The organism is Microcoleus sp. S13_B4 (genome assembly GCF_036700885.1).
In the GTDB taxonomy this organism is placed as follows: Bacteria; Cyanobacteriota; Cyanobacteriia; order Cyanobacteriales; family Microcoleaceae; genus Microcoleus.
Genome location: NZ_JAUBPU010000021.1, coordinates 33,402 through 54,057, shown reverse-complemented (window position 1 = coordinate 54,057; position 20,656 = coordinate 33,402). Strand labels below are relative to the sequence as shown.

The window sequence follows — 20,656 nt, the reverse complement described above, 5'->3', positions numbered from 1 at the left end:
GTGGGCCGTTGGCAGTTGGCAGCAGTCAGTAGTCATTAGTCAACAGTCTGCCCAGTCAACAATTACCAATTACTAATTACCATGTCCAAATATTATGTATTTTTTACCAGAAATATCTTGCCGCAACCCAATGTAGCTAGCTTAGTTCAAGTTGCTCACTCTGCCAATGCCGCAGCAAACCTAGGTTATCCAGCAGTTTTGGTATACCTCCGTAAAGACTGGAGTGCTTTGAATCCGGTTGATTTGCTTTTTCCTTTTCAACCCAGGAAACCAGATGACAAACTTACCCAAATTTACAATATTCAAGATAAATTAAAAGTAGCAGATTTACCGATGCCGTGGCCGATCGACCGTTGGGACAGCAAGTGGACGAGTTCGAGTACAATAGTATCCAAATACTATTTACCGATTCACCTGCTTAAATCGACTCAACTTGTCCACACCCGCGACTGGAACTTTGTCAAAGCAGCAGTTAAAAAGGGAATTCCCGCTATCTACGAACAGCACCACCATGAAAACAAGCAATTTGAATCAGAAATTGTCCGCAATTCTCTATTTCAAATTGCTGTAACTGTTGCCGATACAGTGCGAGACAGCATGATTTTGAATCGGATGCCGCCGGAAAAAGTAATTACCCTGCACAACGGTTTCAATCATTTGTTTCTGGCCAGACAAACAGAAGCCGCCCAGAATTGGCGACAGCAATTATTAGAAGATGACAGACAGCATTTAGCAGTTTATGCAGGCGGACTTTACCCGTTTAAAGGTGTCGATATGCTAGTAGATGTGGCCCTGGAGTTGCCACGAGTTCAATTTGCGATCGCGGGCGGTGATCCATCCCAAGTAACAGCCTACCAGCAGTTAGCCAAATCCAAGCAAGTTAACAACATTAAATTTCTCGGCTACCTCCCTCAAAATCAACTGGCTAGCTTGCTGCAAGCAGCCGATGTTTTGACTCACCCGCACTGTTTGACAGAGGCCGCGACATTCACATCTCCTTTAAAATTCTTTGATTACATGGCATCGGGAACTCCGATTGTAGCGACGGAGATTGCATCTTTAATGGAATTTAAATCGGGAAATATAGCAGCAACTTGGTGCGAACCGGATAACCCGCACCAGTTCGCGCAAAGTATTCGAGATTGTTTAACTAAATATCCGAGGAAAAGCGAAGGCTATGCAGAAACAATGGATTTTGTCAAGCAATTTTCGTGGGAAAATAGGATACAGCAAATTATGGGTTATGTAAATGACCAAGTGCGATATCCGATAATTTAAAAATCCGTAAGGGTGGATTTTACCAACAATCATCGCCTAAAATTAATAATCTCATAAACCCGCCCCGCCCACACGCAAAAACCCGATTTATTATTAGATATGAACCCAAAAATCATCGGCACAATCACCACCTACCCAGGCATGAACCAAAGCGACTGGCTGTGGCAACAAACCCCCCAAAATTTCGGCAAATGGGGCAACATTCAAATGCTCGCAAACCACCCAGAACCCGACTTTTTACTCATGTATCAATTCGACTTTCCTCAACCGCCCAAAAAGCAATCTTGGGTCGATAAAATACGTCACTACAGGCATCACAACCAAGAAAACGACATTCACGAAAAATTGCGCGGTGTCCCCAAGGAACGCATAATTTACCTGATCCGGGAGCCACCCTTACCAGAAGTTATTGAAATTACCAAAGCCAACTACGAACAAGCCAAACTTTATTGCGGTTACGTTTCCGGGCCCGACGACTTCGCACCCAAACCCGATTATATGCCCGCGATTTGGTATCACTCTAACTCGTTTCGAGAACTCGATGAAATGCCTGCGCCGCCGAAAACTAAATCCTGTTCTTGGATTACTTCAGGTGTTAGCCGCAGCGCCAATCACCGACACCGATTAGACTTTATCAAATTGCTGCGATCGCAAGAATTGGATTTTGATCTTTACGGACGAAACTTGCCAACTTGGGCGCGCGGGAACGGGACTGTGAACAATAAATGGCACGCCGTGGCACCATACTATTACAACTTAGCTATTGAAAATTATGCCGAAAACGATTGGTATGTCAGCGAGAAGCTTTGGGATGCTTTGTTAGCTTGGTGTTTGCCAATTTATTACGGCGGTTCGGCGGCGGATAAGTTGTTGCCGGCGGGGAGTTTTCTGCGGCTGCCGAGTTTGGATGAGAAAGGAGTAGAATTTATTAAAGAGGTTGTGGCTACTGCGGATTATTGGCATGAAGCGAGGGATAAAATTGCCGAAGCCCGACAAATCATTCTCCATGAATTAAACTTGCTCAATTGGCTGTCTAAGTTTGTATCTTAGGAAATAGCGCAATGACAGAAAACCCAAATCAACCCAGACAATACGATGCCGTCAAGGGCGGTGAATCTCAAGTGCCATTAGCTGCGGCTGTTTTAGGCGGGATTCCCGGTGTTAAGAGTCGTTTGGCTTCACCGATTGTCGAGGTGAAAATTGCTGCACTGTCTGAAGCAATCAGATATGGAGATGTTGGTTTAGATTTGATCCTTGGGGCACTGCAAGATGAATTGCGACAGGTGAAGTTGGCAGCCTTTTTGGTGCTGAAGGATAGAGATGAAGCAAATATAAAAAAGCAGTTACAAAAATATTTTCCTACTTTTGACTTTGATGCGATCACAGTAAATGCTAAAGGAAAAGAAAACAGTCGCTGCCGTTATTATGCTCACTTCTTCGCCGAAGACTTAGGGAATGGAGTTGTGCTGGAAATGGTTTATATTCCCGGAGGCACATTTATGATGGGTTCGCCTAACAGTGAACAAGGACGATATGATTACGAAACTCCGCACCATCTAGTCACGGTACCGGCTTTTTTTGCAGGCAAATACCCCATAACCCAAGCACAGTGGGAAGCAGTAATGGGAAACAACCCATCGGGTTTCAAAGGTGAAAAACGTTGTGTAGAAAATGTATCCTGGGATGATGCCGTCGAATTCTGTGCCAAAGTCTCGCAAAAAAACGGGAAAAAATATCGCCTCCTGAGTGAAGCAGAATGGGAATACGCCTGTCGTGCGAAAACCACAACCGAATTTCATTTTGGAGAAAACATTACCCCGGATTTAGTAAATTATCACGGATACTACCCCTACGCAAACGCTCCCAAAGGACTTTCCCGCAAAGAAACAACCAATGTCGGGAGATTTCCCCCCAATGCCTTTGGACTGTACGAAATGCACGGCAATGTTTGGGAATGGTGCAGCGATAGGTGGCACGAAAACTATAACGGCGCACCAACTGACGGAAGTTGCTGGGAAACGGGCACATCTGAATACCGTATGCTGCGTGGCGGTTCCTGGGACAACTATGCGGTCAATTGTCGCAGTGCCGATCGTAACTGGCTTTCGGCGGGCGGTCGCCGCAGGAAGATCGGTTTTCGCGTAGCTGTGGATTTGGCGTAGTCTCCGGTTTTCGGTTCTCTGCTGTAGTCACCCGGGCTCGCCCTTTTCTATCCTTTTAGCCTTTAAATGATTCGGCGGTTGAAACCGCAACGACACAAACAAAGTCCGCCTTCGCGAGACTAGAGATATGAATGGAATTTGCACGCTAGCCAACGATACAGTTTACGACCAACTAATTGCCTTGCTCAACAGTATTGAAGTTATCTTAGGCTCAAATATTCCTGTCTGTATTTATCCTTTCGACGAGCAGATAGAGCAAATCAAAGCTGCAATCGTCAACCGTCCCAACGTCTTTATTTATGAAGATAGCGCATCAATTCAGCGATGGGACAAATTCATGCAAGCAGCAAGTCCTCAAAGTATAAACCGTAAGTACAGAATTTATGGTGGACATCGGCGTTTTTGTGCCTTTGACAACCCCTTTGATAATTTTGTCTATATGGATGCTGATACATTATTAATGAATTCACTAGACAGGGTTTTTCAAAAGTTGAATGATTATGATTGTGTCGTCTACGATTTTCAATTTTATCATCCAGATAAGGTTTATAATATTCAATCAGAAAAACTCTTTAATGTTTTTGAACAGCAGCAACTTAAATCAGAAATATTTTGTTCGGGATTTTACGGTTCAAAGCGAGGTTTGTTTGACCAGGAAAAAATAGAGTGGTTATTGTCTAAGCTCAAGGAAGGAGAATCGGAAATTCTTTACAAAACCGGCGATCAACCTGTTTTAAACTATATGTTTATGCGGTCTGGGATTCCGATTTATAATTTTGCTTATCATTTGCCAGATAGCGAAAAAACCGGGTCGGCGGTGACTTCAAAACATTTTGAAGAACGAGATAAAATTCTCTACGATAAGGGTAATAGACTCACCTATATTCATTATATTGGCATTCCTCCAAGTATTACTAAAGCATTGTGCCTCGGCGAAAATATTGAGTTTCCCTATCGCGATTTGTTTCTGCATTACCGCTATCTCCGCGAACCGGAAAAGCGGCCGGTTTTTCGGGAACCGCCAAAGTCTTATACTGAGGTTTCTGCGCCGAATTTGTTAAAAAGGGTATGGAGAAGGTTGAGGATAAATGTATGAATCGCGGTATTTATATTGTTGCGAATGATAAAGTGATCGAAAGTGCCATCGCCCTTTTAAACAGCATACGTCTGTATAATTGTCAAGTACCAATTTTTCTGATTCCCTTCGACGACAATTATCAGCAAGTCGCAGCCGCACTCAGCAGTCTCCACGGGGTGCAATTGTTCCCAAATCTGGAGTTTGTGGAACAGTTTACCAGAGAAATTGGCCAAATGTTCGATCGCAACTTTTTAGCCCTCCCCAACAAAATGCGAAAACTCGCCGCCTGGTTTGGCCCCCTTGACGAATTTCTGTACATCGATACCGATATCATCGTCTTTGAAGACATCGCACACAACTTAAACAAACTGTCAGAAGTAGACTTTTTTTGCTGCGACTATCACCACCTCAGCGAAAAACTGCGAAATGTATTTTCACCCGCTGTAAAAGAACAGAATATCTTTACCGACTCACAGCTTCAAGATGTATTCAACAGCGGTTTTTGGGCCTCCCGAAAAGGAACTATTACAGAAGCGCAAATGTATGAAATTTTGCGAGAATGTTCGCAGCATCGAGAATATTTTGACTTTACTCAAAATGTCACAGACCAACCTCTACTAAATTATATCATTCTTAAGCTTATTCCCAAACGCTGCAATCTTGTTAAAGCTTCACCAAGCGAACCTGGAAGCTGGGCGGGTTCCAAGCATTTTCACGAAATAGATTATGTTCTTTATGACAAAGGCAAAAGGTTAAAATATGTTCACTGGGCTGGGATACCAATTAAATCCGGTAGTCCTTATTGGAAACTTTGGAAACATTATCGTTATCTCAATGAGGTCGATAAAAAACCAAATTTAGTGCAAAAAATATTTCGATATTGGCATGGATAAATAATATTGTTTGTATTCACACGGCGATTGAAATCTTTAGCAACGCAAGCAGACAAACCAAGTCCACGTGGACTAATAAATTAACTGGTTTCCAGACGAGCATAGTAACGAGTTGAATTCTTCAATCTAAAATCTAAAATCCGATGACTGATGGCATTTATCTACTAGCAAACGATGTTGTTTTCGACCACTTAGTCGCTTTATTGAACAGTCTCGAAGTCAATGGGGCAAAAGATATTCGTGTTTGCATCATTCCCTACGATGATAACTTGAAAAAAGTGCGATCGCACATTTGCCGCCTGCACAATGTAACCCTCTTTGAAAATACCGACTCCATCGATTTTTGGGAAGACTTTGCGACTCAAGCTTGGACATCTCACTGCAAGGCTCAAAAAGTTTGGCAGGCTAAAGGTTGGCAACCAGTTCACTGTTTGGGAATGCACCGAAAATTTTGCTGTTTTGACGGCCCTTTTGACAAATTTGTCTATTTTGACTGCGACACTCTGTTGATGGGTTCTCTAGATTACATCTATCAAAAACTTGATGAATTTGATTGGGTAGCCAACGATTTTCAATACAAATCAGACCTTAATTATATATTTGATTTATCCTCCCAAAAATTGGCAGAAATTTTTAATCTTGACCACCTGCAATCTCATATTTTTTGTGCGGGTTGGTTTGCTTCAAAAAAAGGCATTTTAAATCGGAATAACTCAAGCCAACTTTTAGATAAATTAACTTCAGGCGAAGCAGAAATTTTGTCTTTGCGGGGAACTGACCAACCTTTGTTTAACTATTTAGTCGCCCGTAGCAGCATCTCTTTTTATAACTTTGCTTATCATCAACCTGCACAGGTAACGGGCAATCATTGGTCTTCTCAATTTGATGTGATAGATTATGTTCTATACGATAAAGGGCGGCGGCTGACTTACTTGCATTACATGAGTATTTCGGCTGCAAAATTTACTCGATTGTGTGCTGGCGAAGATGTTGAGATTCCTTACCGAGAGGTATTTCTGCACTACCGCTATTTGAATTCGCCGGAAACACAGCCAAAACTCACACCTCCAAATTTATTGGTTCGCTTGCAGAGAAATCTCAAAAGTTGGGGAATTCAAAAAGTTAACAATGTTCAATTTAAGTTGCGGAATTTCTGGGATAGATAGGATTTAACTGTACAAAGACTGAATCCACTCCCATTCGCGCCTTAATCCTTCTTCTAAAGCAACCTGCGGCTGATAACCTAAGATTTTCTGGGCTTTAGACACATCCGCGCTAGTGTGCCGCGCGTCTCCCCTAGCAGCTTCGGTAAAATCTATCCGAATAGGTCGATCGACAATTCTCTCTATTGTATCAATAACTTCTTTCAAAACTACCCGACTTCCCCCACCAATATTAAAAACTTCCCCCGCAGCTTCTGGAACCTCAGCCGCCGCTAAATTCGCAGCAACGCAATCGCTGATAAACGTAAAATCCCGCGTTTGCAATCCGTCGCCGAAAATTGAAATCGCCTCGTCAAACAAAATCGACTTAAAAAACTTGTGAAAAGCCATATCAGGGCGCTGTCTCGGCCCGTAAACGGTAAAATAGCGCAGCGAAGTAGTCGGAAGGCCAAAATTTTTGTAATAAAGCCCGCACAAACGTTCACCGGCTAATTTCGTAATTCCGTAGGGAGAAACAGGCTGGGGACAAGCGTTTTCATTCGTGGGAAAAGATTCAGCATTGCCGTAAATGGAAGAAGAAGAAGCATACACAAACTTTTGCAATTTTGGCGCATCTTTCGCCGCTTCTAACAATACTTGAGTGCTGTTAATATTGCGTTCGGTATAGCTGCGAAAACCCTCGCCCCAACTAGCACGAACTCCTGCTTGCGCCGCCTGATGAAATATTACCTTAACATCTGATAAAAGCGATCGCCAATTTAGAGACAAAATATCGCCTTCCACCAATTCAAAACCCGGATACTTTTCAAATCGTGCAATATTTTTGCGCTTGAGATCCGGATCGTAATAATCGTTGAACTCATCAACACCGATCACCGTCTCCCCTCGATTTAAAAGAGTTTCTACTAAGTTAGAGCCAATAAATCCCGCCGCACCCGTAACAATTAAAATACTCATTAGATTTTAGATTTTAGATTTTAGATTTTAGATTTTAGATTTTAGATTTTAAAAATTTTACACAAATTATTGCCTAAGTTGTCATCTTCTTCTTTCTCTTCCTCTGCGTTCTCTGCGGTTCAAAAAGCATCAAATAGGATAATCCTAGATAACTATCAACCCCTTTGCTTTTCACAAAAAAGGTTGATAGTTAAGTTTCATTGTTCAAAAGAATCTAAATCCAGCGCTTGGGAACCTCCGCGTTCTAACTCGATCAAAAGCTTACCTAGCTGAGTCCAAACTAGCCAGCCCGTGAGTACCGTCAGTGGCAAAGCTAGGGCATAACAAAGTAGTTTTGGGAAGCCAAAAATCTCCATTCCCGAAGCTAAAAATACGCAAATACCGCCAGCCATTCCTAGAAAAGGTATGACCAATTGCAGCCTTGGCAGGTTAGCCAAGGTGCGAGTAGAACGATTTTTAGACCATTGTTGTACGGATTGTTTGAGAGTTGCTTCAAATGCTACGCCGGAGGCCATACCTGCTAGTAATCCAGCCGACATTAAAAAATAGGGAGGTTCTGGAAAATAATACACGAATAATTCCTTAATTGGGGTAATTGGAAATTGGAAATTCGGAGTTGGGAATTATTGAGAATGGGGAATGGGGAATGGGGAATGGGGAAGAGTAGAATTATTTTTCTTCCTTCTTCCTTCTTCCCTCTTCCTTCTTCCTTCTTCCTTCTAATTAAAATCGAGTTAGCGCGGCTGCCCCTGCTGTGGAAAACTCCGTCAAAGCGCCTAGAGCAACGTTGAACAGGCGACTGGGCTGCAAATCTTCCTTGACTAAGTTCCACAGGCTGCGAACTTCTTCGGTGTGGAGTCGATCGTCCTCAATCAAAGCTAACATTAGCTGCCGTCTCAAAAACGACCCTTCCTCGGACAGCAAAAATTGCAAGCCTAGTTGTGCTGTCGGTAGCAGGTCGAAACTGCGATCGGATCGGGCGATCGCGATCATGTCCTCTAACCTGTTCCACTGGAATTTGCCATCTTTGAATAATACCTCAATCAGACGCCGCCGCAGTGCCGGAGATTCTCCGTTCAACAAACGCCGCGCTACATAAGGATACGCCACTTCGACTATCTTGAAATTCGGATTCAGCGTCAGGGCCAAACCTTCTTCTGTCACCAGAGAGCGAATAATTAAGGCAAATTTCGCCGGCACTCGGAAAGGATAATCGTACATCAACTCCGAAAACTGGTCTGTAATCGTCTTGAAGTTAAAATCTGACACCTTTTCGCCGACGATATCACCCAGTACAGATTCCAACGCCGGGACGATCGGCATAATATCTGTATCTGGTGTCAAAAAGCCAAGTTTGACAAAATCCTTGGCTAACTCTAAGTAATCTTTGTTGATCAAATGAACGACAGAATCAACCAAAGTTTCTTTAGTTGTTTCTTCCATCTGATCCATCATCCCAAAATCAATGTAAGCCATGCGGCCGTCCGCTAAGGCAAACAGATTTCCCGGATGAGGGTCAGCGTGAAAAAATCCGTGTTCCAGCAACTGCCGCAAACCGCTGCGGACTCCGACTTCAATTAAACTATCGGTATCCAAACCTGCGGCTTTAACACGTTCTATATCTGTCAGCTTGATGCCCTCAATCCATTCGAGAGTGAGAACGCAATTTGAAGTATAACGCCAGTAAATGCTCGGAACTTTTACTGTCGGGTCGTCGGCAAAATTTGTAGCAAATTTCTCGGCGTTGCGGCCTTCATTGATATAATCAATTTCCTCGAACAATTTGATACCGAATTCATCGACTATTAAACAAAGGTCGTGACCGAGATTCAGCGGCAGCAACGGGCCCAACCATCCAGCCGCCCAGCGCATTAAGTAAAGATCCAGGCTCAAGACGGGCAGCAAATTCGGTCGCTGAACCTTGACTGCTACTGCTTCCCCGGTGAGGAGGCGAGCTCGGTAGACTTGACCAAGACTTGCCGCGGCCACAGGTTCGGGGGAGATTTCGCTGTAAGTTTCGCTAATTTTGCGATCGAGTTGCGCTTCAATAATCTCGAAAGCGCGCACCGAGTCAAACGGCGGCAATTGATCCTGAAGTTTGATCAATTCTTCGAGAAAGTCTTTGCGGATCAAATCCGGTCTGGTAGAAAGGGCTTGGCCGACTTTAATGAAAGTGGGGCCCAAGCGAGTGAGTATTTGTCGCAGGTGGGTGGCCCGTTCCGGCTGGTGTGCTGCGACTTCGTGCTGCCAACTGTCCCACAGCATCCCCAGCACAAAGCCCGCAAAAGACCAAATAACGGTAATTGCGCGCCAAATTGCTTTCCAAGGACGGTTGCGGTAATAATGAGCGATCGCTTGTGGATCGTAGCGTCTAGCCTGAGTGAATTGATACTGAGGCACTCGTTTATTTTCCTCTTATCTTCTGAAAATTACAGGTTAAATTGAGAATTGGGCATCGGCCATCGGGCATCGGGCATTAGGCATCAGGCATCGGGCATCGGGGATTGGAAGTCGAAAGTTCAAATATTATTTATTCTTCGTTCTTCGTTCTTCCTTCTTCGTTCTTCCCTCTTCCCTCTTCCTTCTTCCTTCTTCATCATTGACCGATCGCATTGCAAGGTTTAGGCGAGCGGAAAATGCACCCGTTCGAGGCGGATTGCTAGCCTAAATTTGTTTCTTTTCATTAAATATAGTACATAAAAGTACAAGTGATCGGTCAAAATACTTAACAGCTCTCCCTGACCGCTGCACATTCTCACAGCACTGCAACCCTGCAATTCTTTTCTCCTCCTGCATTTCCCTCGCTGATGCCATCGCGCCAAAGCTACCGGATGCGATCGGCCTTTGCCAAGCAATCTTTCAGACCATAAATCGTCCGCTCTTGTTGATCCCTCGACAGTTCCGGGAACATCGGCAAAGACAAGACTTCGCGACAAACTTGCTCAGCCTTTGGCAATTGACCTGCTTGATAGGCCAAAGATTTGTAAACAGGTTGCAGGTGCAAAGGTAACGGATAGTAAACCATCGAACCGATGCCAGCTTCCTGCAACTGAGCCCGCATCCAATCTCGAAAATCGCCAGAGGGATTTTGCGCGTCTTCTGGACTTGTCAGCCGGATCGTGTATTGATTCCAAACTCCTTTTGCTTCCGGCAATTCTTTGGGGACGGCAACTCCGGGCACGCGGGAGAGAAATTCGGTGTAAAGTGTCGCGATCGAACGTCGCTGGGCGTTCCAACTGTCGAGATACCGCAATTTAATGCTGAGAATCACCGCTTGCAGGGCATCTAAACGGCTGTTGTACCCGATTTCTTCGTAGAAATATCTAGAAGACTGTCCGTGTTCTTTGAGCACTCGCATCGAAGCTGCGAGGGCTGGATCGTTTGTCGTCACCGCGCCACCGTCACCGCAAGCGCCTAAGTTTTTGGTTGGATAAAAACTGAAGCAGCCGACATGGCCGATGCTGCCGACTTTTCGAGACTGCCACTCGGCCCCGACAGATTGGGCGCAATCTTCAATTACGGCTAAATTGTGTCGAGTCGCAATTTCCATCAGCCGAGTCATGTCTACCGGTTGGCCGAAGATGTGGACGGGCATAATTGCCTTGGTTTTGTCGGTAATTGCCGCTTCGAGGAGCTCGACATCCAGATTAAAAGTCCCGCTGTCAATATCGACAAATACTGGAGTCGCACCGACGGCGCTAATTGTCTCAGCCGAAGCAAAAAAGGTAAAAGGAGTGGTAATGACTTCATCGCCGGGGCCAATTTTGAGAGCACGCAAAGCCAAAATCAGGGCATCGGTGCCGGAGTTGCAGCCAACGCACTCGGAAACGTCGATGTAGTCGGCGAACTCTCGTTCAAAACTCTTCACGGCCGGGCCGCCTACATAGCCACCAGAGGCAAGCACTTTTTGCACTGCAGCGGTGATCTCGTCGCCAATCTGCGCGTATTGGCGGGTTAAGTCGAGGGGGGGAACATTATTCACTCTTCACACCATAAATTTCAAGCATTATCAAAGCAAATTCTTGCAGCAAAACTGTTTCTCAGAAACCTTTATTGCAATATCTTATATTTGGACAGGCAAACAATCACATTATCGAAAGGGTGGGCCGGTGTTAATTCTGCTAGATTTTACAGATTTGGGTTGGGCTTTGGGGATGGTGGCGATCGCGATCGGGCTTTCGGCGTGGCAGGGATTGGGGCTGGAGGGGGCGATCGCGATCGCGGCGGGGCGCACGCTGATCCAGCTAATCTTAGTCGGGTACGTGCTCGCAGTCGTATTTGACCCGGAGGGGAAGAATCCTTGGCTGGTTTTAGCAGTTTTAGCAATCATGCTGACAACAGCTAGCATGGTTGCCAGCAACCGCATCAGCAAAAAAATCAAGAACTTACTGCCCTTAGTTTGGGGTTCAATTTTTATCAGTACGGCCTTGACTCTCGCCTATACAAACTTGCTAATTTTGCAACCTGACCCTTGGTACGAACCGCAATACCTGATTCCTTTAGCGGGCATGATTTTGGGCAATGCCATGAACTCCGGGGCGATCGCCGGCGAAAGACTTGTCAGTACAGTTAATAGCAGCCAGTTAGAAATAGAAACCCATTTAAGTTTAGGTTCGACGCCACAGCAAGCAGTAAAACAATACCGCAAAGATGCGATCAAAGCTGGATTAATCCCGACTTTAAACACAATGACCGTCGTAGGAATCGTGACATTACCGGGAATGATGACAGGTCAAATGCTGAGCGGTGTCAGTCCTCTTGATGCAGCATCTTACCAAATTTTGATTATGTTTGTCTTAGCGCTAGCAACTTTAATCGCAACCCTGCTGTTGACTGAGGGATTGTCCCGGAAGTTTTTTAATCAAGATGCACAATTGATAAAATGGTAATTGGGCATTGATCATTGGGCATTGATAATTGGGCATTGATAATTGGTAATATGATGTAGGTAGGAACTTACGTTGGGCACTATTTTTATGAACAGGCATTTTGCCTGTTCCACAAAGACTGAATTTTATTGTGGGGAGTAGGGTTGGGCGTCTCGCCGGCCCGGCCATAACTAAGAAGAAATAGCCATGATTGAAACTCCAACTCAACCAGTAACCTTTGAAAAATTTGCGGAATGGAAACCCGAAAACCGACGTTACGAACTGCACAAGGGAGGGATTATTGAAATAGCCCAGCCACCGGGAAAACATGAAGAAGTTATCGGTTTCTTAGCCTCGAAATTAACTCTTGAATTTGTCAGGCTAAACCTTCCGTACCTAATCCCAAAACAAGCATTAGTTAAGCCGCCAGAAAACGAATCGGCTTATTCGCCCGATATTCTGATCTTAAATCGCCCAAATTTAGCATCAGAACTTCTTTGGGAAAAGTTCTCCACTGTGACTCAAGGTGCATCAATTCCGCTGGTTATTGAAGTAGTTAACACGAATTGGCAAGATGACTACATCAAAAAAGTAGGCGAATACGAACTAATCGGGATTCCTGAATACTGGATTGTGGATTATCTCGGTTTGGGCGGCCGCAGGTTTATTGGCAATCCCAAACAACCAACTATTTCGATTTATCAGTTGGTTGACGGCGAGTATGAGGTGAGTTTGTTTCGGGGAAATGATAGGATTGAGTCGCCAGCTTTTCCAGAGTTGAATTTGAAGACGCAACAAGTTTTTCAAGCTGGATTGACTGCGAATGAAATTGCTGGGGGTGCGTGAGTGTAAATATTTCGATCGCTCTGACAGATTTTTCGCCCTCACCCACCCTACAACTACTTCGGTTCGTGACTCGCAATCCGCTTGCCTTCGCCATCGTACACCTGCATCGGGATTTGGGCGTTTTCGGCGATCGCCTCCAAAGCTTTTTGCAATGTTTGAACGTGCTTTTCTACAGCTTGGCGAGTCTTCACAGCATTGTTGTTGTTTGCTTGGATAAAAGTTTGTTGCAGTTTCTGCACGTAACCTGGAGTCATCTGCACCGCAATCAAACCTTTGCTAACAGTATAGTCGCAAATCTTGGGGTTGCCTTTGCAAGTTCTATCTAAATCCGTGCGGGCTTTTTGCAGGTTTCTTTCTTCCTGCAACCTTACTTCTGCTTGCTGCAAGGAAGTTTTGTAGGAAGCGATCAGCGGTTGGGCCTTCTGAGAATATGCAGTTGCTGCAGGCACTTGCTCCGCGTAACTCAAAGCTCTTCGCCAGTATTCAGATGCTTTAAACCAGGCGTTTTTGCCCTCGAAAATTTGAGCTTCCGCTGCTAAAGTCACAGCTTGAGTATACGCATTTTCCGAAATTCCTTCGACATTTTTGCGCTCGCGAGCGTCTGAAAGTTTGGTTTCGTATTTGGGAACAAGCAGTTTAGCTTGTTGGTAAGATGTCGTGCTCGTGGGAATTGCTGATAGGGTTTCGAGGGCTTCTTCCCAACCTGATTGCACTTGAGTCCAAGTCTCGGCTGTGTGAGCTACTGCTTCGCGAGCTTCTGCTATTTGGGCTGTACTTTTGGCAGCGAGCAGCGTTTTTTCGGCTTTTTTCTCTGTACTTAACTGCCGATTTCCAGTTGCTACATTCTTCCCGTATTCTTTTGTCTTTCTCTGAGCAAACGGATAAACTGGGCTGTCTGGGGGGATTTCTCCGAGTTCGGCGATCGCACTTTGCCACAGAGCTTGCGCTTCCTGCCCGTTATCGGCAGAATAAGGGGGATTTTGGGTTTTCTGGGCTGCTGACTTTGCGAGGCGCGCTGCATCGATCACAGAGTTTAAATTCTGATTTTGCGAACGGTAGCTTTCCAGAGCGCTTTGAGCTTCACCGCGATGAATTGACCAGGAGGGAATCGGTTCTAAAAGGGCGATCGCCTGTTTTAACTGTCGCTGCGCTTCTTGGGGGGTGTTGGCAACTTTTGACGTTTTCAGCGTCTTCGTCGAATTCTCGCTCAACTGTTTGGCATTAGCTAAAGCAGGACATCCTCCGAGGACGCAGGGGCGGCTCAGCAGGTAATAACCGCCTGCCAAAACTAGCGCCGCCATGCTGATGATTCCTGCAGCAGCCAGCATCGCAAACGGTGAATGCTTGGGTTTTTGGGTAACTGTTACCGCTTCCATATCCAGCGGATTGAAGGGATTGTCTCCAATATCTGCCGGGATTGCAGCTACTCTAAAGGCGATCGGATCGGAATTGCTGGAACTCTCAGACACATTGGGGAAATATTCTTCATCCCACGCATCTTTCTCATCCGTTTCTAACGGTATCTCCTCCTCTACATCCCCCATCGGGGTCGCATTTTCTGTTAAGACTATCCCGGTTTCTGCTGGCGAGATATTCTCTGTTTTTTTGAACAACTGCACTGTTTTGGGTCTTGACAAAACAGGGTTGTGCATAGTAAAAGAATGGAAAGCATAAGGCTGTTTTTGCCCGGTAATTTTCAGGCAAAGTCCAATCTGTTGAATAGATTCTGGTTCTATTTCAAGAATTGCTGCTTCTAGCACCGCAAAAGTCGGTTTGGCTTTGAGAACTAAACTGCGGGGGTGTTCTCCCACAACCGTTAAAGATTCATCTCGAAAATCGCAACTAATATAAAGCGGTAAGTTTTTAAATCCGGCTGCTTGCAAGTGTTGCTGCAATTTTACTTCTAGAATTTGTGCGTTGCTTTGTCGCGTTGCTATTGTCATATTTTTTCCTCTGTCTGATATCACCACTTGAAATTTTAGATTTTAGATTTCGGATTGCGAAATTGTCGGTATTTCCGATTGGTTTGAACTTGTACCGACTCCTTCAACTCTCAGCTCTCAAATCTTAACTCTCAAAATCTTAACTCTCAAATCTCAATTTGCAATGCCTGTCCATAACTTTCGCTGTAATAAACTTGAGTCACCTCAAAACGTCCGGCATATTGTTTGAAAGGTTCCCCTGCATAACCAAGCGGCAGCAAACAGCAAACATCTACTTCTTCGGGAATTTGAAAGGCTTCTTTCACCTTAGCGCTGACAAAACCTTCCATCGGACAACTGTCAACCCCAAAACTTTTAGCTGCAATCATTAAGTGAGCCACTGCAAGCATTGTATGTCTGTTTGTCCAAGTTTCTAGGGACTCGAAGCAGGGACGGTTCTCGAACAATTGCGGGATTGCTTGTCGCATATAACCGGCTAAATTGTCATTCATTGCCCCTGTGGCTTTGCCCAATTCGATGACGGCTTCGGTGTTTTCGGGCCCCGCAGCGCGCCGATCGCCACAACAGATTAATACTGTTGGGGCTTCTACCACTTGGCGCTGATCGAAGGCGCAAGCTTTTAATTTTTCTTTGCTGGCTGGGTCTTGAAGTACAATAAACCGCCAAGGCTGCAAGTTGTAACCGGAGGGCGATCGCACTCCCAATCGCAAAATCTCTGCCAATATTGCTGGGGGAATCGGATCGGGTTTGAAGCTGCGGGCGGCCCGGCGGCTTTCGATCGCGGTTTTAACATTAATTGAAGGTTGGATTTCAATTGTCATGAATAATCCTCATGGGTAATTGGTAATCGGTAATTGGGCATTGGGCATTGGGCATTGGGCCTTGGGATTCGGGCATGGGGCATTGGGCATTGGGATTCGGGCATTGGGATTGGTAACTTAAAAAAGTTGAATTGTTGTTCTTCCTTCTTCCTTCTTCCCTCTTCCTTCTTCCTTCTTCCTTCTTCCCTCTTCCTTCTTCCTTCTTCCTTCTTCCCTCTTCCTTCTTCCTTCTTCCTTCGTCATCCCAAGCCCAACTCGCGCTTGAGTAAATTAATCGACTTAGAGCCGATGTAATTTTCGGAGCATATCAGTTGCGGGGGACGAATAATATCTTCTCTAGCCGCATTGATGGCAGCTTTTACTGTAGCAAAACTCGGTTGGTCGCAAAAAATTGTTCTGGCCGATCGCACGATCGAGTTAATCTTGTACTCGTCTGACACCAAGGCCGTCATTACCAGCAAATCCTCTCCCCGGAGGCTGTGGATGATGACTTCGGTCGATCGCAGCATTCCCGGACTTAGGCTGACGAGGCCTAAATAACTATCTTTCGGCAAACCCCCCACTAACTGGATTTCCTGGCTGTAGTCGTAGATGTCTACGGGAATAACTCGCACCGAACGCGGTGCCGAAATCGATTCTGCTTCTCCGATAAAATATCGACTCGTGATCACAGTTCCCGAAGAAATTTGATCCAAAAAAGTACCTAGCTGTTCCATCGGCACTAACTGTATGGGAATGCGAAGAGCTTGTTCGAGTTCTTTCGCCATCAGTTCACCCACGCCGATGTCTTCTGTGGGGGCTGTGACGACCACGCGGGCGCTGCACCTGAGCCGCCAGTCAATTTCGGCCAAAAATAATTCCCTCGCTTGGTTGAGCGTACAGCCCTGTCCCAGCAGTTGATCGATACTTCCTTGCACTATTTTGTTGGCAAGGGGATATTCTTCGAGGATCGGAGATTTGAGTTTGTTGCCGTGTTCGTTGCCTTGAGCACGGACGTAAATACCCGATCCTGCTTGGGCTTCTACGAGTCCGGTATTTTCGAGCTGGCGGTATACTTTGCTGATCGTGTTGCGGTGCAAACCCGTCTGCATGGCTAGCTGTCTGGTGCTGGGCAAGCGGTGTCCGGGCGGAAATTGTCGCGAGGCGATCGCAAACCTGATTTGATTGAATAGTTGGGTGGATGCTGGAATATCGCTATCGGTTTGAATATGAAATTGAACCATTATTAAAGGCTCCGACGACTTCAACTTAGTATTTTTATAACGTCGAGTACCGCGCCTAGGATTGCTCGGATATCTCTGTCTATAGCATAATCTTATTTGGTTGATCTGCAGCAGCCGTTTTGCCACAGGGCGATCGCGCCGAAGAGGCGATTAATCGCCGCCTCCGGAGTTTCCCTCAACAATCAGGTACTTTCAAGTCTTAGTTTTATTTACTCTGCAATTTTGAGATCGCTTGCTGTTTTTCTCCCCATCAGGAAATAAGTGTGCATTTGGCCTTTACCTTTAATCTCGATCTCGCCACGATCTTCAAATTCATATTTATCCTGCAGTAACTCATAAGTATAGTGGCTGACTTGAATGCGACCTGTTATGCCGTGAGATTCCATGCGGCTAGCTGTATTCACGGCATTTCCCCACAAATCGTAAATGAATTTTTTAGTGCCGATTACCCCCGCTACCACCGGGCCGCTATTAATCCCGATGCGAAGGTCAAATTTCGCGTCTAGCTTCACATTTAATTCCTTAATTGCTGCTAGCATATCCAGCGCCATTTCGGCGATCGCCTCTGCGTGGTCTGGACGTTCAATGGGAATACCGGCTGCTACCATGTAAGCATCCCCGATCGTCTTGATTTTTTCTAAGCCGTGCTTCTCACTCAGTTGGTCAAAAACTGAGAAAATTTCATTCAATAAGTATACTAATTTAGTGGCGGACATGGTAGTAGAAATTTGGGTAAAATTCACCAAGTCAGCAAAAAGAATTGTTGCTTTTTCAAACTTGTCTGCAATTACCCCCGGTTTATACTTCAACCTGTGGGCGATCGGTTCGGGCAAAATATTTAGCAGTAACCTTTCAGTTTTGTTCTGTTCTTTCTTGAGTGCAGCTTCCATCTGTCTGCGCTTGGTTATGTCGTGAAAAAACACAGAAATGCCGTCGTGAGAAGGAAAAACCCGGACTTCCACCCACACTTTTAAGGGACGATAATATTGTTCAAAAGCCACTCCAACTTGTTTGGCTACAGCTCCATGATATTCTTTATAAAACTCAGTATTCACTAAGTGTGGAAACTCTTCCCAAAAATTTTTCCCATAAAGTTCTTCCGGGGATCGCTGCAAAAATTGTGCTGCTTTATAATTGATGTAAGTAAATCGCCACTGGGTGTCGAAAGCAAAAAAAGCATCGCTCATTCCTTCTAAAAAATTGACAATTTGCTCGTCTGTAGAACGGAGTTTTGCTTCTACTTGTTGGTTCCTGATCTGTGCGCGTTTTAATTTAGTCAGATTTATTCGCAACTCCATTTGGTGAATAATTTGCCGCCCTAAAGTCCGCAGCGCTTCTAGCTGTTGTGGGCTGAGATTACGAGGAACTGTATCTATCGCGCACAAAGTGCCGATCGGATAACCGTCAGGAGTTACTAGCGGGGCTCCAGCATAAAACCGAATATTGGGATCGGAAGTCACTAGCGGATTGCCGACAAAGCGATCGTCATCTAGAGCATTGGGTACAACTAGCAATTCGTTGGGATTTAAAATAGCGTGGGCGCAAAAAGCTGACTCTCTGGGAGTTTGGGGTGCTTCCAGACCAACTTTTGATTTAAACCACTGTCGGTTAGAATCTATTAAGCTTACTAAAGCAATAGGAGTGCCGCAAATATAGGATGCTAAAGCTGTTAAGTCATCAAAAGCTGCTTCGGCCTCTGTATCGAGAATGTTGTAGCGGTGAAGTGCTTCTAGCCTCTCTTCTTCGTTGCTGGGCAAAGGTGCAGCTTGCATCGGCGGCGGCGGCGAGGATATAGGTTTGCGAACAATGCGTGGAAGTATTAGTGCGGCGAATTTTCTGACTTGCGAGACCACTTTTTTAACTAATATCGAAAGATTTCTTGGCCAACCTTTATTCATTTTTATCTTTTTTCACACCTGATGGAACTGCGTATGTGCGATCGAACTCGGCTCTACTTACGTGTTTACCGCAACTAACTCCTCAATCTCCGGAGCTTTTGTGGGCAATTTCCCTGTCAATAGTTCTCTACCCTCATTGATGACAAGTATATCATCTTCTATGCGTATCCCCCGCACATCGGCAAATTTTTCCAACTCGTCCCAGTTTACGAAACCTTGATATTTGGCGCGGTTTTCTGGGTTATTCAAGATGGCCGGAACTTGATAAAATCCCGGTTCGATCGATACCAGCATTCCCGGACGCAAAACTCGATTCAGCCGCAAAAACCCCAACCCAAACCGACTGCTTCTCGTTCTTCCTTCTTCATAGCCAGCCAAATCTCCTAAATCTTCCATATCGTGAACATCCAAACCGATTAAATGTCCGATACCGTGTACAAAAAATAGCGCGTGAGCATCCATTTCTACCAAATCCTCAACATTGCCCCGCAAAATACCTAAATCAACTAATCCTTCCGCCATAATCCGAGCAGCTAACAGGTGAATGTCTTGATATTCCACCCCCGGACTAACTTTATCAATACAAGCATCGTGGGCTGCCAAAACTACATCATAAATCGCTCTTTGAGTCGCTGAAAACTTTCCAGACACCGGCCAAGTGCGAGTCACATCAGCCGCCCATCCCGTTGATGTTTCCGCACCAACATCTGCTAACAACAAATCTCCGGTTTGTAGGGAATTGTGATAATGTTCACTGTGCAGAACTTCCCCATGTACTGTAACTATACTGGGATAGGCATAGGTCATGTTTTGTGAGATGATGACACTTTCCATTGCAGCGCGCACCCCTGCTTCAATTTGAGCATTTCGAGTTGCAGCAATCCCCGCTTTGTGAGCTTCTACAGTAACAGCCGCAGCTTGACGCAATTCGGCCAAACTGCCTGCATCGTGGCTCAGGCGCAGAGATACGATCGCCTGAGTTAATTCTAGGTCGATTCCGGTTGGCGAGTTGGGCGGTACCAGAGGGCGATCAAGAATTTGAGACTGTTGCAACTGAGTCCAAGAATCCTGAACGGCGATCGTTGCTGCATTTGTCGTTAGCGGAGCCCTCGAAGAGGATCGCGCTTTCAATTCTGCCATTGGGAAAGCAGCATCAGCCCCAATTAGTTCGGCAATTTCTGCTCTTTTTGGCATTTCTCCGTGCCAAAGGGTGCTGCTAGCAGGGGCGTCATCTAAGAACAGTTCTAATTTGCCCGATTCTAAGCGAATGGCAGCATTTTCTAAGGGCAAACCAGCAAAATATAGAAAGTGACTGCTGGCACGAAAGGGATAAGTAAGTGCCGGATAATTGCGAGGAATTCTGCACCCCGACCAGAGAATTACCGGAAAATTAATTAAACTAGCCAGTTTTTGGCGCCGTTGGTGTAGAGTATTAGTTAACAAATCATCACCTTGTGTAATTTTCATGGGTAAAAACCTATAATTTTGAGTTGGGTTTGCAGTCAGCCACAAGTTTTTTCATTCTC

General features: G+C 45.3%; 18 protein-coding genes. 8 read left to right on the top strand and 10 right to left on the bottom strand.

Features of this window, described 5'->3' with window-relative positions:
• Nucleotides 1-81: 81 nt before the first annotated feature.
• The 6 genes from QT994_RS13980 to QT994_RS13955 all read left to right on the top strand — a co-directional run bounded on the left by QT994_RS13980 (nt 82) and on the right by QT994_RS13955 (nt 6,577).
• The gene (locus QT994_RS13980; RefSeq protein WP_333175454.1) at nt 82-1,278 is read left to right on the top strand and encodes a glycosyltransferase family 4 protein; all 1,197 of its coding nucleotides are present in this window, start codon (nt 82-84) and stop codon (nt 1,276-1,278) included.
• Between the two features lie 99 nt (nt 1,279-1,377).
• A complete protein-coding gene (locus QT994_RS13975) occupies nt 1,378-2,328 on the top strand; it encodes a glycosyltransferase family 10 domain-containing protein (protein ID WP_333175452.1) in 951 nt (316 codons plus the stop codon).
• Between the two features lie 11 nt (nt 2,329-2,339).
• Complete coding sequence (locus QT994_RS13970; protein ID WP_333175450.1) at nt 2,340-3,440, top strand: formylglycine-generating enzyme family protein; 1,101 nt, start codon at nt 2,340-2,342, stop codon at nt 3,438-3,440.
• 127 nt (nt 3,441-3,567) lie between these two features.
• Entirely contained in the window at nt 3,568-4,536 is a 969-nt protein-coding gene (locus QT994_RS13965) for an Npun_R2821/Npun_R2822 family protein (protein WP_333175448.1), read from the top strand.
• A complete protein-coding gene (locus tag QT994_RS13960) occupies nt 4,533-5,411 on the top strand; it encodes an Npun_R2821/Npun_R2822 family protein (protein WP_333175446.1) in 879 nt (292 codons plus the stop codon). Before QT994_RS13965 ends, QT994_RS13960 begins: the two co-directional genes overlap by 4 nt.
• Before the next feature lie 143 nt (nt 5,412-5,554).
• A complete protein-coding gene (locus QT994_RS13955) occupies nt 5,555-6,577 on the top strand; it encodes an Npun_R2821/Npun_R2822 family protein (protein WP_333175444.1) in 1,023 nt (340 codons plus the stop codon).
• Nucleotides 6,578-6,580: 3 nt separating this feature from the next.
• On the opposite strand, the gene QT994_RS13950 is transcribed toward QT994_RS13955, so the two are convergent.
• The 4 genes from QT994_RS13950 to QT994_RS13935 form a co-directional block, all read right to left on the bottom strand.
• Nucleotides 6,581-7,531: an NAD-dependent epimerase/dehydratase family protein gene (locus tag QT994_RS13950; RefSeq protein ID WP_333175441.1), complete on the bottom strand. Its 951-nt coding sequence runs from the start codon at nt 7,529-7,531 to the stop codon at nt 6,581-6,583.
• A gap of 197 nt (nt 7,532-7,728) precedes the next feature.
• On the bottom strand, nt 7,729-8,103 hold the full coding sequence (locus QT994_RS13945; protein WP_333047934.1) for a hypothetical protein: 375 nt from the start codon (nt 8,101-8,103) through the stop codon (nt 7,729-7,731).
• 151 nt (nt 8,104-8,254) lie between these two features.
• Nucleotides 8,255-9,931: an AarF/ABC1/UbiB kinase family protein gene (locus QT994_RS13940; RefSeq protein WP_333175438.1), complete on the bottom strand. Its 1,677-nt coding sequence runs from the start codon at nt 9,929-9,931 to the stop codon at nt 8,255-8,257.
• Nucleotides 9,932-10,355: 424 nt separating this feature from the next.
• Nucleotides 10,356-11,513 (bottom strand): DegT/DnrJ/EryC1/StrS family aminotransferase, encoded by a 1,158-nt coding sequence (locus QT994_RS13935; RefSeq protein ID WP_333175435.1) that lies wholly within the window; start codon nt 11,511-11,513, stop codon nt 10,356-10,358.
• A gap of 127 nt (nt 11,514-11,640) precedes the next feature.
• Here QT994_RS13935 and QT994_RS13930 point away from each other — a divergent pair, with 127 nt between their 5' ends.
• Both QT994_RS13930 and QT994_RS13925 read left to right on the top strand, forming a co-directional pair.
• On the top strand, nt 11,641-12,420 hold the full coding sequence (locus QT994_RS13930) for an ABC transporter permease (RefSeq protein WP_333175433.1): 780 nt from the start codon (nt 11,641-11,643) through the stop codon (nt 12,418-12,420).
• Between the two features lie 186 nt (nt 12,421-12,606).
• Nucleotides 12,607-13,245 carry a Uma2 family endonuclease gene (locus QT994_RS13925; RefSeq protein ID WP_333175431.1) on the top strand — a complete coding sequence of 213 codons (639 nt, stop codon included), beginning with the start codon at nt 12,607-12,609 and terminating at the stop codon, nt 13,243-13,245.
• A gap of 53 nt (nt 13,246-13,298) precedes the next feature.
• On the opposite strand, the gene QT994_RS13920 is transcribed toward QT994_RS13925, so the two are convergent.
• The 6 genes from QT994_RS13920 to QT994_RS13895 form a co-directional block, all read right to left on the bottom strand.
• Nucleotides 13,299-15,188, bottom strand: a complete 1,890-nt coding sequence (locus tag QT994_RS13920; protein WP_333175429.1) for a hypothetical protein — start codon at nt 15,186-15,188, stop codon at nt 13,299-13,301.
• Between the two features lie 146 nt (nt 15,189-15,334).
• Nucleotides 15,335-16,009, bottom strand: coding sequence for a nitroreductase family protein (locus QT994_RS13915; RefSeq protein WP_333175427.1), 675 nt, complete (start codon nt 16,007-16,009; stop codon nt 15,335-15,337).
• 117 nt (nt 16,010-16,126) lie between these two features.
• Nucleotides 16,127-16,252, bottom strand: coding sequence for a hypothetical protein (locus QT994_RS13910; protein ID WP_333175425.1), 126 nt, complete (start codon nt 16,250-16,252; stop codon nt 16,127-16,129).
• Nucleotides 16,249-17,232 carry a GntR family transcriptional regulator gene (locus tag QT994_RS13905; protein WP_333047945.1) on the bottom strand — a complete coding sequence of 328 codons (984 nt, stop codon included), beginning with the start codon at nt 17,230-17,232 and terminating at the stop codon, nt 16,249-16,251. Before QT994_RS13905 ends, QT994_RS13910 begins: the two co-directional genes overlap by 4 nt.
• A 209-nt stretch (nt 17,233-17,441) precedes the next feature.
• On the bottom strand, nt 17,442-19,004 hold the full coding sequence (locus QT994_RS13900) for an adenylate/guanylate cyclase domain-containing protein (protein WP_445243908.1): 1,563 nt from the start codon (nt 19,002-19,004) through the stop codon (nt 17,442-17,444).
• A 183-nt stretch (nt 19,005-19,187) separates the two neighbouring features.
• Complete coding sequence (locus QT994_RS13895; protein ID WP_333175420.1) at nt 19,188-20,597, bottom strand: aminopeptidase P family protein; 1,410 nt, start codon at nt 20,595-20,597, stop codon at nt 19,188-19,190.
• Nucleotides 20,598-20,656: the final 59 nt, after the last annotated feature.

What these genes read in the sequence shown, in the direction of transcription:
- QT994_RS13980 (WP_333175454.1), top strand. Translation starts at nt 82, where the DNA reads ATGTCCAAATATTATGTATTTTTTACCAGAAATATCTTGCCGCAACCC.
- QT994_RS13975 (WP_333175452.1), top strand. Translation starts at nt 1,378, where the DNA reads ATGAACCCAAAAATCATCGGCACAATCACCACCTACCCAGGCATGAAC.
- QT994_RS13970 (WP_333175450.1), top strand. Translation starts at nt 2,340, where the DNA reads ATGACAGAAAACCCAAATCAACCCAGACAATACGATGCCGTCAAGGGC.
- QT994_RS13965 (WP_333175448.1), top strand. Translation starts at nt 3,568, where the DNA reads ATGAATGGAATTTGCACGCTAGCCAACGATACAGTTTACGACCAACTA.
- QT994_RS13960 (WP_333175446.1), top strand. Translation starts at nt 4,533, where the DNA reads ATGAATCGCGGTATTTATATTGTTGCGAATGATAAAGTGATCGAAAGT.
- QT994_RS13955 (WP_333175444.1), top strand. Translation starts at nt 5,555, where the DNA reads ATGACTGATGGCATTTATCTACTAGCAAACGATGTTGTTTTCGACCAC.
- QT994_RS13950 (WP_333175441.1), bottom strand. Translation starts at nt 7,531, where the DNA reads ATGAGTATTTTAATTGTTACGGGTGCGGCGGGATTTATTGGCTCTAAC.
- QT994_RS13925 (WP_333175431.1), top strand. Translation starts at nt 12,607, where the DNA reads ATGATTGAAACTCCAACTCAACCAGTAACCTTTGAAAAATTTGCGGAA.
- QT994_RS13920 (WP_333175429.1), bottom strand. Translation starts at nt 15,188, where the DNA reads ATGACAATAGCAACGCGACAAAGCAACGCACAAATTCTAGAAGTAAAA.
- QT994_RS13915 (WP_333175427.1), bottom strand. Translation starts at nt 16,009, where the DNA reads ATGACAATTGAAATCCAACCTTCAATTAATGTTAAAACCGCGATCGAA.
- QT994_RS13910 (WP_333175425.1), bottom strand. Translation starts at nt 16,252, where the DNA reads ATGACGAAGGAAGAAGGAAGAAGGAAGAGGGAAGAAGGAAGAAGGAAG.
- QT994_RS13905 (WP_333047945.1), bottom strand. Translation starts at nt 17,232, where the DNA reads ATGGTTCAATTTCATATTCAAACCGATAGCGATATTCCAGCATCCACC.
- QT994_RS13900 (WP_445243908.1), bottom strand. Translation starts at nt 19,004, where the DNA reads ATGCAAGCTGCACCTTTGCCCAGCAACGAAGAAGAGAGGCTAGAAGCA.
- QT994_RS13895 (WP_333175420.1), bottom strand. Translation starts at nt 20,597, where the DNA reads ATGAAAATTACACAAGGTGATGATTTGTTAACTAATACTCTACACCAA.